The organism is Rosenbergiella metrosideri, from assembly GCF_022602565.1.
GTDB classification, from domain to species: domain Bacteria; phylum Pseudomonadota; class Gammaproteobacteria; order Enterobacterales; family Enterobacteriaceae; genus Rosenbergiella; species Rosenbergiella metrosideri.
The window spans coordinates 29,685-45,714 of record NZ_JALBCV010000009.1 but is presented as its reverse complement, the minus strand read 5'-3'; the positions used below and the strand labels follow the sequence as shown (position 1 = coordinate 45,714).

General features: G+C 47.1%; 12 protein-coding genes and 2 pseudogenes. 6 read left to right on the top strand and 8 right to left on the bottom strand.

Annotated elements, in window-relative coordinates:
* Positions 1-55 precede the first annotated feature (55 nt).
* Positions 56-2,560: a bifunctional glycosyl transferase/transpeptidase gene (gene mrcB, locus MKR94_RS10300; RefSeq protein ID WP_241646823.1), complete on the top strand. Its 2,505-nt coding sequence runs from the start codon at positions 56-58 to the stop codon at positions 2,558-2,560.
* A 63-nt stretch (positions 2,561-2,623) separates the two neighbouring features.
* Here mrcB and hemL read toward each other — a convergent pair whose 3' ends face one another.
* Positions 2,624-3,907, bottom strand: a complete 1,284-nt coding sequence (hemL, locus tag MKR94_RS10295) for a glutamate-1-semialdehyde 2,1-aminomutase (protein WP_241646822.1) — start codon at positions 3,905-3,907, stop codon at positions 2,624-2,626.
* A 193-nt stretch (positions 3,908-4,100) separates the two neighbouring features.
* On the opposite strand from hemL, the gene erpA reads away from it, so the two are divergent.
* Positions 4,101-4,448, top strand: a complete 348-nt coding sequence (gene erpA, locus MKR94_RS10290; protein WP_241646821.1) for an iron-sulfur cluster insertion protein ErpA — start codon at positions 4,101-4,103, stop codon at positions 4,446-4,448.
* A gap of 12 nt (positions 4,449-4,460) precedes the next feature.
* On the opposite strand, the gene MKR94_RS10285 is transcribed toward erpA, so the two are convergent.
* Together MKR94_RS10285 and MKR94_RS17175 are read right to left on the bottom strand one after the other, a co-directional pair.
* Positions 4,461-5,108: a LysR substrate-binding domain-containing protein gene (locus MKR94_RS10285; RefSeq protein WP_241646820.1), complete on the bottom strand. Its 648-nt coding sequence runs from the start codon at positions 5,106-5,108 to the stop codon at positions 4,461-4,463.
* 78 nt (positions 5,109-5,186) lie between these two features.
* A pseudogene (locus MKR94_RS17175) lies at positions 5,187-5,342 on the bottom strand (helix-turn-helix domain-containing protein); the annotation flags it as partial.
* 111 nt (positions 5,343-5,453) lie between these two features.
* Between MKR94_RS17175 and MKR94_RS10280 the strand changes: the two are divergent.
* A pseudogene (locus MKR94_RS10280) lies at positions 5,454-6,553 on the top strand (SDR family oxidoreductase).
* A gap of 85 nt (positions 6,554-6,638) precedes the next feature.
* Here MKR94_RS10280 and mtnN read toward each other — a convergent pair.
* Positions 6,639-7,331: a 5'-methylthioadenosine/S-adenosylhomocysteine nucleosidase gene (mtnN, locus tag MKR94_RS10275; RefSeq protein WP_241646819.1), complete on the bottom strand. Its 693-nt coding sequence runs from the start codon at positions 7,329-7,331 to the stop codon at positions 6,639-6,641.
* A 95-nt stretch (positions 7,332-7,426) separates the two neighbouring features.
* Between mtnN and dgt the strand changes: the two genes are divergently transcribed.
* The 3 genes from dgt (at position 7,427) to cspE (ending at position 10,958) form a co-directional block, all read left to right on the top strand.
* Complete coding sequence (gene dgt / locus MKR94_RS10270; RefSeq protein ID WP_241646818.1) at positions 7,427-8,899, top strand: dGTPase; 1,473 nt, start codon at positions 7,427-7,429, stop codon at positions 8,897-8,899.
* Between the two features lie 132 nt (positions 8,900-9,031).
* The gene (gene degP, locus MKR94_RS10265; RefSeq protein WP_241646817.1) at positions 9,032-10,453 is read left to right on the top strand and encodes a serine endoprotease DegP; all 1,422 of its coding nucleotides are present in this window, start codon (positions 9,032-9,034) and stop codon (positions 10,451-10,453) included.
* 292 nt (positions 10,454-10,745) lie between these two features.
* Positions 10,746-10,958, top strand: a complete 213-nt coding sequence (cspE, locus tag MKR94_RS10260) for a transcription antiterminator/RNA stability regulator CspE (RefSeq protein ID WP_241585676.1) — start codon at positions 10,746-10,748, stop codon at positions 10,956-10,958.
* 107 nt (positions 10,959-11,065) lie between these two features.
* On the opposite strand, the gene MKR94_RS10255 is transcribed toward cspE, so the two are convergent.
* The 4 genes from MKR94_RS10255 to map all read right to left on the bottom strand — a co-directional run bounded on the left by MKR94_RS10255 (position 11,066) and on the right by map (position 15,955).
* A complete protein-coding gene (locus MKR94_RS10255; protein ID WP_241646816.1) occupies positions 11,066-11,443 on the bottom strand; it encodes a DUF3461 family protein in 378 nt (125 codons plus the stop codon).
* 70 nt (positions 11,444-11,513) lie between these two features.
* Positions 11,514-12,341, bottom strand: a complete 828-nt coding sequence (dapD, locus tag MKR94_RS10250; protein WP_241585672.1) for a 2,3,4,5-tetrahydropyridine-2,6-dicarboxylate N-succinyltransferase — start codon at positions 12,339-12,341, stop codon at positions 11,514-11,516.
* 105 nt (positions 12,342-12,446) lie between these two features.
* Positions 12,447-15,098, bottom strand: coding sequence for a bifunctional uridylyltransferase/uridylyl-removing protein GlnD (gene glnD, locus MKR94_RS10245; RefSeq protein WP_241646815.1), 2,652 nt, complete (start codon positions 15,096-15,098; stop codon positions 12,447-12,449).
* Positions 15,099-15,166: 68 nt separating this feature from the next.
* Positions 15,167-15,955, bottom strand: a complete 789-nt coding sequence (map, locus tag MKR94_RS10240) for a type I methionyl aminopeptidase (RefSeq protein ID WP_048911556.1) — start codon at positions 15,953-15,955, stop codon at positions 15,167-15,169.
* Positions 15,956-16,030 lie beyond the last annotated feature (75 nt).

The window sequence follows — 16,030 nt, the reverse complement described above, 5'->3', positions numbered from 1 at the left end:
CTAAAATAGAGATAAAGTATGTCGCCGATTGAGGCAAAGCCTGGAGAGAGAATCCATGTCTGGGAATGATCGCGAACCCATAGGGCGTAAAGGAAAATCCACGCCAAAGGGAAAAAGCCCCCCGGCTTCACCACGCAATAAGAAATATCAAGACGATCCGGATAGCTATGATGATGAGGAGAATACGTCATTGCCTGCAACTAAAAAGCGCGGAAAAACCCCGCAAAAAAGCCATAAGAGAAGTTGGCTAGGTCTACTACTAAAAATCATCTTAGTCGTTGCTGTTATCGTTGCAGCATGGGGGGTCTACCTAGATTCTGAGATCCGCCATCGGATTGATGGGCGAGTATGGGACCTTCCAGCGACGGTTTATGGGCGTATGGTCAGTCTTGAACCCGGCATGCCGTTCGATCGTAAAGATATGATCGCCTTGCTTGAAGGAACACAATACCGTCAAGTAACGAAAATTACTCGTCCGGGTGAATTCTCTGTTAAAGGCAACAGTATTGAATTACTCCGCCGACCTTTCGACTTTCCAGATGGTAAAGAAGGCCAGATTCATACTCAGCTGAATTTCGAAGACGGTGAGCTTAGCGAGATCAAAAACCTCGATACTGGTCGTGATTTTGGCTATTTCCGTCTCGACCCGCGCCTCATCACCATGATGCAATCCCCTAATGGTGAGCAACGTCTATTTGTTCCTCGTGCTGGATTCCCAGCTCTCCTTGTCGATACCTTAGTCGCGACAGAAGACCGCCATTTCTACGAGCACGATGGAATTAGCCTCTACTCTATTGGACGGGCGTTCGTCGCAAACCTTACCGCGGGGCGTGCTGTGCAAGGGGGAAGTACCCTGACCCAGCAATTGGTTAAAAACTTATTCTTAACGAATCAGCGTTCACTGTGGCGTAAAGTGCGCGAAGCCTATATGGCGGTGATCGTTGACGCACGCTATAGCAAAGATCGCATCTTGGAACTCTACCTTAATGAGGTGTATTTAGGCCAAGCGGGTAATGACCAGATTCGTGGCTTCCCACTCGCCAGTTTATACTACTTCGGTCGTCCGGTTGATGAACTCAGTCTCGATCAGCAAGCGCTATTAGTCGGTATGGTAAAAGGGGCTTCGCTGTACAACCCTTGGCGCAACCCGAAATTAGCGTTAGAGCGTCGTAACTTAGTGCTGCGTCTGCTGCAACAGCAAAAAGTCATCAACCAAGAACTTTACGATATGCTCTCTGCACGGCCATTAGGGGTTCAACCTAAGGGCGGAGTGATCACTCCACAGCCTGCGTTTATGCAAATGGTTCGTAATGAACTGCAGCAAAAGCTGGGCGATAAAATGCAGGACCTCTCGGGGGTGAAAATCTTTACGACGCTTGATCCGATTTCGCAAGACGCGGCAGAAAAAGCGGTCGAAGAAGGGATTCCAGTCCTACGTAAACAACGTCGCCTCGCCGATTTAGAAACGGCAATGGTAGTGGTCGACCGTTTCAGCGGTGAAGTTCGTGCAATGGTTGGCGGCGCTAATCCTCAGTTTGCCGGGTATAACCGTGCCATGCAGGCGCGTCGTTCTATTGGTTCTTTAGCCAAGCCTGCGACTTACCTCACCGCGTTAAGCCAGCCACAGCAGTATCGTTTGAATAGCTGGATTGCTGACCAACCGTTGGCGTTAAAACAACCGAACGGTCAAGTGTGGCGTCCTGAGAATGACGATCATCAGTTTAGTGGTAAGGTCATGCTCGTCGATGCATTAACCCATTCGATGAACGTGCCGACCGTTAACCTGGGGATGTCATTGGGGCTTAAAAATGTGGTGGATACTTGGACCAAGCTGGGTGTCAGCCAAGACCAGTTATCGCCGGTTCCGGCAATGTTACTGGGCGCGCTGAACTTGACGCCGGTCGAGGTTGCACAGGCCTTCCAAACCATTGCTAGCGGCGGTAATCGGGCGACATTATCGGCGGTACGTTCGGTGATCTCTGAAGACAATAAAGTGCTGTATCAGAGCTACCCACAAGCACAGCAGGTCGAGCCGCCAGAAGCTGCTTATCTGACGCTTTACTCGATGCAGCAAGTGGTGGACCACGGGACCGCTCATGCATTAGGAAGCCAATACAACAGCATGCATCTGGCTGGTAAGACGGGTACGACCAATAACTTGGTTGACAGCTGGTTTGCGGGGATCGATGGTAAGGAAGTCGCCATCACTTGGATTGGTCGCGATAATAACCAATCGACCCGTCTCTATGGGGCGAGTGGTGCGATGCAAATTTACCGTCGTTATCTGGCCAGTCAGCCGCCAACGCCTTTACAGTTGACGCCTCCCGATGATGTGTCGATGATGCCTGTCGATTCAGCGGGGAACTTTGTCTGTAATACTGGCAGTAGCACTTGGCGTAGCCTACCCGTTTGGACGGCTGATCCGACCGCGCTGTGCCAACAGCAGCAGCAACAAGTCGAGCAGCAACAGCAACAGTTGCAGCAGCAACAACAGCAAGAGCAACAAGGCAGCCAAAGTAATGGTGTTGCGGGTTGGATAAAAGATATGTTTGGCCACTAAGCTAAGTGGAGAGACATTAAAAAAGCGCTGCCATGGCAGCGCTTTTTTTATCTTGATAGTAGATTACGCTAATTTTGCAAAGCTGCGGCGAGCCGCTTCGATTGTACGATCGATATCTTCTTCACTGTGAGCCAGCGACATGAAGCCCGCTTCAAAGGCTGAAGGGGCAAAGTAGACGCCTTCTTCTAACATCAGATGGAAAAATTGCTTAAAGCGCTCGGTATCGCAACGCGTCACATCCGCGTAACAGGTGACCTCTTTATCTTCAGTAAAGAATAAACCGAACATCGCACCCACCTGATTGGTCACTAATGGAATAGCGTATTGCTCAGCCACTCGCTGGAGTCCTGAGCAGAGGCGTTTCGTCAGAGAAGTCAGCGTGCTATGAACACCTGGCTGAGAAAGTTGTTTTAAACATGCATAGCCGGCTGCCATGGCAATAGGGTTACCAGAAAGCGTACCCGCTTGATAAACTGGCCCTAATGGCGCAAGCGCTTCCATCACGTCTTTACGGCCCCCGAAGGCACCGACAGGCATACCGCCGCCGATAATTTTTCCAAGGCAGGTAAGGTCTGGTGTGACATTGTAGTACGCTTGGGCACCGCCTAAAGCAACGCGGAAACCGGTCATCACTTCATCTATAATAAATAGCGCACCGAATTCATCACATAAATCACGCAGGCCTTGTAGGAATCCAGGTTGTGGTGGGATGCAGTTCATATTTCCTGCAACAGGTTCCACAATCACACAAGCGATATCGTCAGGATATTGCTCGAAGGCCTGGCGAACGGAATCAAGATCGTTATAAGTACAAGTCAGGGTATGACGTACCACATCTGCCGGGACACCTGGAGAGTTAGGCTGTCCAAGAGTTAGGGCGCCGGAACCCGCTTTAACAAGCAAGTGGTCGGCATGGCCATGGTAGCAACCTTCGAATTTAATAAGCTTATCGCGATGAGTAAACCCACGTGCTAAACGGATGGCACTCATCGTTGCTTCTGTCCCAGAGTTCACCATACGCACCATATCCATCGAAGGAACCAGATCGCAGACCAGTTCCGCCATTTTGACCTCCATCTCGGTAGGGGCACCGAAACTCAAGCCCCGTTCAGCCGCTTCGATCACGGCATTACGGATTTCCGCGTTATTGTGTCCCAGTACCATAGGGCCCCATGAACCGATATAGTCGATATAGGCTTTACCGTCGGCATCATAGATATAAGCTCCCTCTGCGCGCTCAATAAACAGAGGGGTCCCCCCCACCCCTGAAAACGCTCGGACCGGTGAGTTTACGCCGCCTGGGATAACGGATTGCGCTTCTTGAAACAGTGTTTCAGACTTATTCATGACAGATTCCTGCATAACAGAGAAAGAATACCCCACAGTGTAATGGAAAATGCCCCAGGCTGTTAATGGCAGGATGAAGGATGGGGCGTCTCACGGCACGGTTGGTTTAGTTGTAGGCTTGATTGCGAAGCTATGCTGACTGATAATAGAGGGATAAGGTTGTAAGTTGACCCTCTCTTTTTGGAGCAGAATAATGAGCGATGACGTGGCTAATGTGCCGTTACAATTTACTGATGCAGCGGCGAATAAGGTCAAAACCTTAGTTGCTGATGAAGATAACCCAGAATTAAAATTACGGGTATATATCACGGGCGGTGGCTGCAGTGGTTTCCAATACGGATTCACCTTTGATGATAAAGTCAACGATGGCGATATGACCATTGAGAAACAAGGTGTGGCCTTAGTGGTCGACCCAATGAGCCTGCAATATCTCGTCGGCGGTTCTGTCGATTATACTGAAGGCCTTGAAGGCGCTCGCTTTATCGTTACCAATCCTAATGCAAAAACCACCTGCGGATGCGGCTCTTCCTTCAGCGTCTAAGCTTTCTCCCCGTCAATTTACCAAGCTTAATGAGTGTAATGTGTTAAGCACGGCCTGAATTTTCGGGGATGACTGTTGCGCGACTTTATAACGTAAAGTTAAGGCTAATCCATCCAGTTTGACCTCCGGCAGAATCATCACTAGCTCCCCTCGCTCTAGCCTTTCTTTGATTAACCAATAAGGCAATTGTGCCACGCCAATCCCTTGGCCGACTGACATTAGGTGTGCTTCAGTATGGTTAACGATCAAGCGATAGTGGGAAGGATGCCAAGCTTGTGGATGGCTATTCGTGGGGATAACCCACGGTTTCATTTTCCCGTTTTGCGCTTGATAGCCGACGATATGTTGGGCGCAAAGTGCACTTAGCGTATTCGGCATACCGTTTTCTTCGATAAAGTCTGGACTTGCGCAAAAGACCATTTTTTCGTAGCCAAAATGCTGGAACCCCTCCTGTGTATCGAGCGCTATATCCCCCCCTATCCGTACAGCGATATCGATCTTCTTTTGCTTCAGGTCGAGTAATGTATCCGAGAAATGTAAGGTCAGGCGTAATTCTGGATAGCGTTGCATTAACGAACAAAGTATCGGCAGCACCACCACTTTTCCAAAGGTCTCCGGTAGCGCGAGGGTAACTTTTCCGGTGGGTAAGTCTCGACTCAATTTTAACGCGGTCTCGGTTTCGGTTAACTGGCTGAGGATCTGTAGACAGGTTTCGTAATACGTATTGCCCGCATCGGTCAGCTGTAACGTTCGCGTTGTGCGATCGAATAATCGGTAATCAAGTCGTAGCTCTAACGCTTGAATTGCCTTACTGATGGCAGAAGGAGAGAGATGTAGCTGCTTCCCCGCTTCAGTGAAAGTTCCCGTTTGAACACAAGCAATAAATTGATGGATGTTTTTAAAACGCTAATCGTGCATATTTGTGAATTCTATTCAAAAGTAATGTGAAATATTACCTCAGATGAGCTTTTAATTCTCGGCTAAGCTAATTCGATACACTTACTTTTGGAGGTTCCATGCAAAAAAGCACTTATTATCGGTTACAGTGGTATTACAGTCAGCGTTCTCGCTTTTGAGCTAATGCAACAAGAGTGGGAGGTGACGAATCTCTCTCGCGGGCAGTCACCTCTACCGGAAGGTGTGCATGGGCTCACTGCCGATCTCACCTCCGTGGAGCAGGTGACTGTCGCGCTATGTGATCAGCGGCCGGATGCGGTATTTTTTACTGTATGGCCTCGCCAAGAGAATGAGAAAGCAAATATCCGCGTAAACGGGGCAATCGTACGGCATGTCATCGATGCCCTAGGCGATCGCTTATCCAGCAGTCACGTAGCACTGGTCACTGGGCTTAAGCATTATCTGGGACCCTTCGAGGCTTACGGCGCAGCGGAAACTGTTATTACGCCGTTTAGAGAAGAGCAACCACGCCAACCTGTGGATAATTTTTACTATGCGCAGGAGGATGAGATTTTTGCTGGGGCTGAACGTTATGGTTACCGCTGCAGCGTGCATCGTTCACACACAGTTATTGGGGCTGCTCAAGGTAATGCGATGAATATGGGACAGGCCCTTGCGGTGTACGCGGCACTCTGCCGTGAACAAGGATGGCCTTTTGTTTTTCCAGGTTCTCCTAAAAATGGCAGGGCGTTTCAGATGTTACGGATGCAGGAATTTTATCCCGTCAATTGATCTGGGCAATAGATGCCGTCGATGCACAGAATGAAGCGTTCAACATCGTTAATGGTGAGCATTTTCGCTGGAAATGGTTATGGCCGCGGCTGGCGAATTATTTTGGTATTGAGTCTGGTGTCTATCCAGGTCATGCAACGCCACTTGATACAATAATGCAGCTGGCTGATGCCCGACAGTTGTGGGCAGCGATCGCGGAGAAATATTAGTTGCAGACGAAGCAGGCGGATAAGCTTGCGTCATGGTGGCACACCGACGCCGATCTTGGTCGACCTTTCGAGGCCTTCACTGATATGACGAAGAGCCGGTTAGCGGGGTTTATGGATTATCAATCCACCGAGCAAAGTTTTTATTGGTTGTTCGATCAACTGATTGATAAAAAGATCATTCCTGACTTTAAAAAAACGTCGGGCTAATGTGAATTTTTTACGGCTAATTTGTGAGTTAGCGTAAAGTTTTATAGTTGATAAATCCCGCGTAGAGCGGGATTTTTTTTCGACACTAGCCGAGTTTCTTAACCATCGCTTCGACCAATAACGATGACTGTTGGGCGGCAATGGTCAGGAATTCGTCGAAACTTAAATGAGAAGCCTGATCGGCCACATCGGAGATCGAGCGGACAACCACGAAAGGTGTCTTAAATTGATGGCAGACATGGCCTATCGCTGTCGCTTCCATTTCCACTGCAATAGCTTGCGGGAAAGTCGTGCGAATGCGAGACAAGGTTTCAGCCCCATTAACGAATGCATCACCACTGACGACCAACCCAGTGACGGTGTGTAGCGCTAAGTCTGCCGCGCACGTTTTTACTATTGAGGTAAGCTTTTCGTCTGCTTGGAAAGCTGCGGGACAGCCAGCCATTTGACCAGGCTCGTAACCGAATGCGGTGACGTCCGCATCGTGATAGCGTACTTCACTTGAGACCACGATATCACCGATTTTAAGACTACTCTCTAAGCCACCTGCTGAACCGGTATTGATGATCACATCAGGTTTGCAGAGTTGAAGTAACAATGTCGTCCCTAATGCGGCAGATGTTTTACCAATCCCTGATTTCAATAGCGCAATATCGACGCCATGCAATGTGCCGGTATAGATCTCACACCCTGCTAAACTAAGCGTTTGGCGTTGTTCGATTTTATCGCGGAGCAGCGTAACTTCTTGCTCCATCGCTCCAATAATGCCTATCTTCATGGTATTTCCTACTAAAACGGTGGATTCAATTATGTGAGTTAGCATAGTCTATCACGGTGTAAGAAGGAATTGATGTCGTCGGAGGGGAGGAGAGGGTGAGGATTAATTTTAAAGACAAGATTAGCGTTAAAAGACCTTTTAATAATGGACGTATTCCTGAGACAGAAGAACAAATTAGCCGGGTTTTTGAAAGCGATCGCGGGCGTATCATCCATTCCGCAGCTTTACGGCGTTTACAGCAAAAAACCCAAGTCTTCCCTTTAGAACGTAATGCCTCCGTTCGCTCGCGGCTGACGCACTCTCTTGAAGTCCAGCAGGCTGGACGCTATATCGCCCGCGAAATCTTATTGAAACTGCAGCGGCAATCTGGACTTGAATACTTCGGTCTTGAAAATTTTGCCCGCAGTTTTGAGAGCTTAGTTGAGATGGCCTGCTTACTGCACGACGTGGGTAATCCGCCTTTTGGACACTTTGGGGAAGCGGCTCTGAAAGATTGGTTTCAGGAGCACTTAGCGGTAGGCATCCCCGGTATTAATAACGAGGATCCCCATCTTACACCGTTGATTGACAAGATCCGTACCGATCTCAGCCATTTTGAGGGTAATGCACAAGGTATTCGCTTGGTGCACACTATTTTACAGCTTAATCTTAGCTATGCCCAAGTGGCCTGTATCATGAAGTACACCGCCCCGGCCTGGTGGCAAGGTGAAAAGCCAGAAGCCTATTCAACATTGATGAAGAAACCGGGATTCTACCTATCAGAAGAACCCTATATCGAGAAACTGAGAAAAGAAACGCAACTAGCTGAGTTTCATCGCTTTCCTTTGACTTACATTATGGAAGCCGCAGATGATATTTCTTATTGTATCGCCGATTTAGACGATGCCGTGGAGAAAGCAATTTTCAATGTTGACGCACTTTATCGGTATTTAGCCACAGAGTGGGGGGGGATACAGCCGAATGATTTATTTTCGCGCACGGTAGAGGAAGCTTGGAGTGAGGCGAAAACGAAGAAACGGCGAAGTAAAGGCGATCAATTTTTCATGTCCTTACGTGTGTATGTGCAGCGAGAGCTTGTTAAACATGCCGTACAGCGCTTTATTGAGCATCTTCCTGAGATATTTGCAGGAAGCTTTAATCATGCGCTGCTCGAAGACCAAGGAGATGCCGGGCGATTATTAGCGACGTTTAAGAAAGTGGCGCGTAAACATGTTTTTCGCCACTCGGAAGTGGAGCAATTGGAGTTACAAGGTTACCGAGTTATTCGGGGGCTGTTAGATATTTATCAGCCGATGATGCTGCTCTCTTATGATAATTTTCATCGACTGATTACCGAAGACGAATTACCCGGTTTCCCGATTGAAACCCGACTTTTTCACCGCTTATCGGATAAGCATTGCAAAGCCTATTGTCACCATCTACAGCAGTGTCAACATCTTCCCCATTCGACCTTAATGCTGTGGGAGCGTTACTACCGGTATCGTTTGATTCAAGATTATGTAAGTGGCATGACGGACCTCTATGCTTGGGAAGAATATCGCCGTTTGATGGCCGTCGATTTCGTTTAAAGAGTGTCAAGAATTTAAATATTTTTTTACGTTTTTACAGGGAGTTGGGAAGGAACTAATTGGTATACATTTCATTCTTAAGTGAATCATCACAGCAATGATGCGAGAAAGTAAAAATAAGAGAATCCGACTATGAAAAAAAATATTTTATCACTCAGTATGGTTGCACTCAGCCTCAGTTTAGCATTGGGTTCAGTCAGTGTCAGTGCGGCACAAACTGCATCGGCCGATAGCCAACAAATGCCTAGTCTCGCGCCGATGCTGCAAAAAATTATGCCTTCCGTGGTGAGCATTAGTGTCGAAGGCTCGACTACCGTAAAAAATCAAGCTAATCAGCAATTTCAGCAGTTTTTTGGCGACATGACTCCCTTTTGCCAGCAAGGCTCACCTTTCATGAATTCACCACTTTGCCAAACGCCGAATCAAGGGCAAGGTGGGCAGCAAGAGAAGTTTCGGGCGTTAGGTTCAGGAGTGGTGATTAATGCTGAAAAAGGTTACGTGGTGACGAATAATCATGTGGTCGATAATGCCTCGAAAATTACCGTTCAATTGAGCGATGGACGCCGCTTCGAGGCCAAAGTTATAGGTAAAGATCCGCGTTCCGATATCGCCTTAATCCAACTAAAAGACGCGACCAATTTGACCGCCATTAAGATGGCTGACTCTGATAATCTCCAAGTTGGCGACTATACCGTTGCGATTGGTAACCCCTATGGATTGGGTGAGACTGTCACGTCAGGGATTGTCTCAGCACTCGGGCGCAGCGGCCTGAATGTAGATAATTACGAGAACTTTATTCAAACAGATGCCGCTATAAACCGGGGAAATTCGGGGGGAGCACTGGTTAATCTTAATGGTGAATTAATCGGTATTAATACCGCGATCCTCGCGCCAGACGGCGGTAACATTGGTATTGGCTTTGCTATCCCAAGCAATATGGTGAAAAACCTTACGGCTCAGATGATTGAATATGGTCAGGTGAAGCGCGGGGAATTGGGGATTATGGGTACAGAGCTTAATTCTGAATTGGCAAAAGCCATTCATGTTAATGCTCAGCGTGGCGCCTTCATTAGCCAAGTATTGCCCAATTCTTCAGCTGAAAAAGCGGGGATGAAACCGGGTGACGTGATTGTGTCGATGAACGGTAAGCCGTTAAACAGCTTTGCCGCCCTACGGGCTGAGGTGGGATCATTACCTGTCGGCACTAAGCTGGCACTTGGCGTAATTCGTGATGGTAAACCGATTAATGTCACACTCGAACTGCAACAGAGCCGTCAAGATAATGTCTCTTCAGCAACGATTTATGCTGGAATTGAAGGTGCAGAGTTAAGTAATTTAGTCAGCAATGGACAAAAGGGCGTACACGTGGATGCGGTCAAAGCTGGCTCAACGGCTGCGCGTATTGGTCTACGTAAGGGCGATGTTATTCTGGGGGTCAATCAGCAATCGATCGCTAACCTAGGTGAGCTTCGCAAGGTACTCGATACAAAACCTGCCGTGCTAGCCCTAAATATTAAGCGTGGAAACGCTGTGTTGTATTTACTGGCTCAATAGATACGGGGTTATTTTCGCCACAGCTCACTCACTCGCAGTGGGCTGTGTTAAGGCAGCGCATAAAATTTAATTGATAAAAAAGTTGTGCAAAGGAAAAAAGTATGTCTATTATAGAGACATCGGTTTGTAGTACAGACCTTATGCAAGCAAATTTAGTAAAGCAGTCTTCATTTCAAGCGTTATCCATCGATATCCTTTCTCATGAGCCTCCTTTTAAAGTGACCATAAGCTATTTACTGTATAGCAGATCAGATTCGCCATTCTGAGCGGATCGATAAGTAAGGATTTAACGATGTCTACTAAGATGACTGGTTTAGTAAAGTGGTTTGATGCAGGTAAAGGTTTTGGTTTTATCTCTCCTGCAGACGGTAGCAAAGACGTGTTTGTTCACTTCTCTGCAATCCAAAGCAACGATTTTAAAACGTTAGACGAAGGCCAAAATGTCGAATTCTCAATCGAGAACGGCGCGAAAGGACCTTCTGCTGCAAACGTTGTTGCGCTCTAAATAATTAAGATATTGTGATAGTTACGATAGCGATGAAGGTGTTGACCGGAGCAGTTAATTATCATATAAGAAAATCCCGCATTGAGCGGGATTTTTTTTATCTACGATTATTTAAAGCGAGTAAGTCGATCGAGATCCGCTTCAATCTCAGCGATCTTATTAGAAACGACCGCTTCTAAATGACGAAGGTCTTCCAGAATTTTATTTTTCAAATCGACCTCTAAAGGATCTTGTTGGCATAACTGATCCAATTCTTCAATCACATAAGAGAGGTTGGGATTGATCTGTTGAGCATCTTTTTCAGATAGATGATCAATCGACTCACTTTGGCGGGGATATTTAAATTTGACGCTTTTCGCGAAAAACTCGCCTTTATCCTTTCTAAAATAGATCTTTAAAATATCGTGGTGGGCTTCTTGGCGAAGGTTGTAGCGATCAATTTCTTCAGGATGGGTGATCCCTAAGCTTTTTAAATTATCAAACATAGTTGTTAACCTCTCGAGTTCACCTTTGTCCAGAAGCAATCATATCGTAGACAAGAAGCGAGTGGGACAATTAATCATCAATGCTACGAAGTAACTCGTTCACGCCGACTTTAGCGCGCGTTTTCGCATCAACTTTCTTAACGATAACGGCACAGTAAAGGCTGTGGCTACCGTCTTTTGCTGGCATGCTGCCTGAAACAACGACTGAGCCTGCAGGCACGCGGCCAAAGAAGACTTCACCGGTTTCACGATCATAAATACGCGTGCTTTGGCTGATATAAACACCCATGGAAATAACAGAACCTTCTTCAACGATAACACCTTCGACGATTTCAGAACGTGCACCAATAAAGCAGTTGTCTTCGATAATCGTTGGATTTGCTTGCAGCGGCTCTAACACTCCACCGATACCAACGCCACCCGAAAGGTGAACATTTTTACCGATTTGCGCACAGGATCCTACGGTTACCCAAGTATCGACCATTGTTCCTTCGTCGACGTAGGCACCGATGTTGACATAGGAAGGCATTAAGACTGTGTTACGAGCAATATATGCGCCTTGACGCACGGCGGCAGGTGGGACAACACGTAAGCCTTCTTGACGAAAACGCGCGTCATCGTAGTCAGCGAATTTTAAAGGGACTTTATCGAAATAGCGGGTTTCAGCGCCATCCATCACTTGGTTATCATTGATGCGAAACGAAAGAAGCACTGCTTTTTTTAGCCACTGATGCGTTACCCACTCCCCGTCGATTTTCTCGGCGACACGTACTTCACCTTTATCGATCAGCTGAATGATTTGATTTACGGCATCGCGCGTTTCAGCGTCAACATTGTTAGGCGTGATTTCTGCACGGCGTTCAAAGGCAGCTTCGATAATTTTTTCTAACTGTTGCATCATAATTTCCCAAAAATTCTCATTGTCTAAGTAAGCAGTAAATAAAACTCAACTACCAGTGTGGGGTAAAGCGTAAAGACTTTACCCATTACGATCTTCCTTGAACTATATTTTATCGGTTGGATTGAGGGTCTCTGTCAACCTTTGACGCAGTTGCTCGCGCATTTTTTTACTCAATCCACGGCGTTCGTTGTCGGCAAGAATGAATAAATCTTCAACACGCTCACCAATTGTACTGATTCGAGCACCGTGGAGAGAAATATCAAGCTCAGCAAATATCGCGCCAATCTGCGCTAATAAACCGGGTTGGTCTAAGGCAACAAGCTCTAAATATGTCCTCCGGTCGGTATGACCAGGTAAATAGTGCACGCGCGTTTCAACGGTGAAGTGACGCAAGCGTGATGACGTCCGTCTTGTTTTCGGTATTGTCCATTTCTCTTGCTGCAAGGATTGCGTCAGACCTTGAATGATTGAGGCATGACGATCTGGTGCTAAAGGGGAACCCTCTGGCTCAAGGACAATAAACGTATCCATCGCCATTCCATCACGGTTAGTAAAAATTTGGGCGTCGTGAACGCTTAAGTTTCTCCTATCTAATTCACCGGCAACCGTAGCGAATAAATAGGCGCGGTCCGGGCTCCAGATAAATATCTCTGTTCCCCCCCTTGCAGATTGTGGGCTAATCAACACTAAGGGTTCGGATAGGCTATGTTTGAGCAAGTGCTGTGCATGCCAAGCTAATTGTGTCGGCGTATGGCGTAAAAAATAATCTGCTCGACAGCGATTCCATAAATGGAAAAGGCGATTTTCATTCACATCGTTCATACGCAATAGTGCTAGCGCTTGCTGGCGATTATGCCTGACCCGCGAACGAAGATCGGGACGTTTATCTTTGCCACGACGCAGCTGTTTTTCAGTTGCAATGAAGAGCTCACGTAATAAGCTCTGTTTCCAGCTGTTCCACAGACTTTCATTAGTTGCACAAATATCCGCGACAGTCAGACAGGTTAAGAACTTGAGTTGGCGTTCATTGACCATTATTTCAGAGAATTGGCGAATAACTTCTGGGTCTTGAATATCTCGGCGTTGTGCGGTGACGGACATCAAAAGATGATGTTCGACCAGCCAAGCAATCAGATCACTGTCGCGAGAGTTGAGTTGATGTAGCTTTGCAAAAGCGTGAACATCTTCAGCGCCGAGCAGGCTGTGGTCGCCCCCTCGGCCCTTCGCAATATCGTGAAAGATAGCCGCAATAATTAAAATTTGGTGATTAGGCGAACGTTGCCAAATTTCTACGCATAATGGGTGCTGTGGACGGACCTCTTCTTTACCGAAACTTTCTAGCTTCTGTAGCACCCGCATGGTGTGCTCATCAACGGTATAAGCGTGGAACAGATCGAACTGCATCTGACCGACTATCGATTCCCATTGCGGCAGATAAGCTGCTAATACGCCATGGTGGTGCATCGGCATCAATGCTCGGCTTACTGCTCCGCTGCTGCCTAAAATCTCGAGAAAAAGGGGTCTAGCCGCAGCGATATCACACAGCGGTTTTTCCAGTTGCTGTAGTGCTAAGCGCAGTTGACGCAAGGTTGCTGAATAGATGCCGGTGATTTCTGGATGACGAACCATCACGAGAAACATCTTTAAGATCGTTTCGGGTGATTGAGTAAAGCTCTGGTTATCCCGAAGTTCGATCAGGTCACCTCTTAACCGAAAAAGGTCATCGATAGGGCGAGGACGTTCCGTGGTCGGTAGAGTGAGTATCGCTTCATCAAACAACTGCAATAACATCGTATTAAGCTCGCGGATACGGCGCGTCACACGATAGTAATCCTTCATCATCTTTTCAACAGGGGTATTGCCTTCACCGAGATAATTGAGGCGGGTTGCGACAGAGAGTTGGCGATCAAACAATAATCGATTGTCATAGCGGGTTAGGGTTTGATGCAACGCAAAACGTAATCGCCAGAGGAATGATTGACATTTTTTAAGTTCATCGCGCTCTTCGTCGGTAAGAAAACCGAATTGCACCATATTATCTAAGGATGTCGCGCCGAAGTGGCGGTGTGCAACCCATTGCAACATATGGATATCGCGTAATCCTCCTGGGCTGCTTTTGATGTCGGGCTCTAGATTATAACTGGTACCGTGATAGCGAAGGTGGCGTTCGGTTTGCTCTTTAATTTTTGCTGAAAAAAAGTGGACAGAGGGCCAGAACTCTTCGCTAAATATATTTTTTTGCAGTTCAAGAAATAACGAGACATCACCGATCAACATTCTCGATTCGATTAAATTGGTGGCAATCGTTAAGTCTGCTAGCCCCTCTGTTAGACACTCATCGAGTGTGCGAACGCTTTGCCCAACCTCGAGTTTAATGTCCCAAAGTAGGGTGATAAGTTCGCTTATATGTTGGGCTTGCGCTGGAGTAAGAGGCTGGCGACTCAGAATTAATAAATCGATATCTGAGAGTGGTAGCAATTCTTGACGGCCATAGCCCCCGACGGCAACTAACGCCAGTTCGGTCGATTCAGTGAGCTGATAGTAGGTCCAGAGTCGCTGTAGGAGATGATCGATAAAATGGCTACGCGCAGCGATAAGTTCATCAACGGCCACGCCTTGATCAAAGGCTTCAGCGGAGCGCTGCTGAAAGCAGTCTAAAGCGGCTTTAATACTATCACGCTGCAATTGATCGTCTTGCCAGCTGTCTGGAACGTGGATTAATTCAGTCAAAGCTTGAGGAACAGGCTCGCTCATTTACTTATTCTCATCATAAAAAAAGCCGGCAGGTAGCCGGCTTTATGATTAATTCGGTAAGATCTTACTTAGTTGACTAACACCGCAGGTAGGGTTTCATCTTTACGAAGCGTTAAAATCTCACAGCCAGTATCTGTGACCACAATAGTATGCTCGTATTGTGCAGACAAGCTTCGATCTTTAGTTTTTACTGTCCAACCATCTTTCATGCTGCGAATTCGGTAGTCACCTGCATTCACCATCGGTTCGATGGTGAACGTCATGCCGGCCTGCAATACGACACCTTGATCATCTGCATCGTAGTGCAGCACTTGTGGCTCTTCGTGGAATCCTTTACCGATACCATGGCCACAGTATTCGCGTACCACGGAGAAATTTTGCGCTTCAACAAACTTCTGAATTTCTTTCCCCAGAGTACGTAAGCGAATACCTGGTTTCACCAATCGTAATGCCAGATATAGACTCTCTTGAGTGATTTTGCAGAGACGCTCACCTAGGATAGTGGGTTTACCCACGATAAACATCATTGAGGTATCGCCGTGGTATTCATCTTTGATGACGGTAACGTCGATATTGACGATATCGCCTTCTTTTAATAGACGTTCGTCGCTCGGGATACCGTGGCAAACGACTTCGTTGATAGAAATACAGACCGATTTCGGGAAGCCGTGGTACCCCAAACATGCCGAAACAGCTTGTTGTTGTTCAGTAATATACGTGGCGCAGATGCGATCCAGTTCACCAGTGGAAATACCGGGCTTAACGTGTGCACCAATCATTTCCAGCACTTCTGCGGCAAGGCGGCCCGCCACACGCATTTTTTCGATTTCTTCGGGTGTTTTAATTGAGATAGCCATAAATTTCGTTTCCATAGTAGCCAGAATACACAGCGCTGGCGATTACCTAATAATTGCGACATAGGTTAACACAGG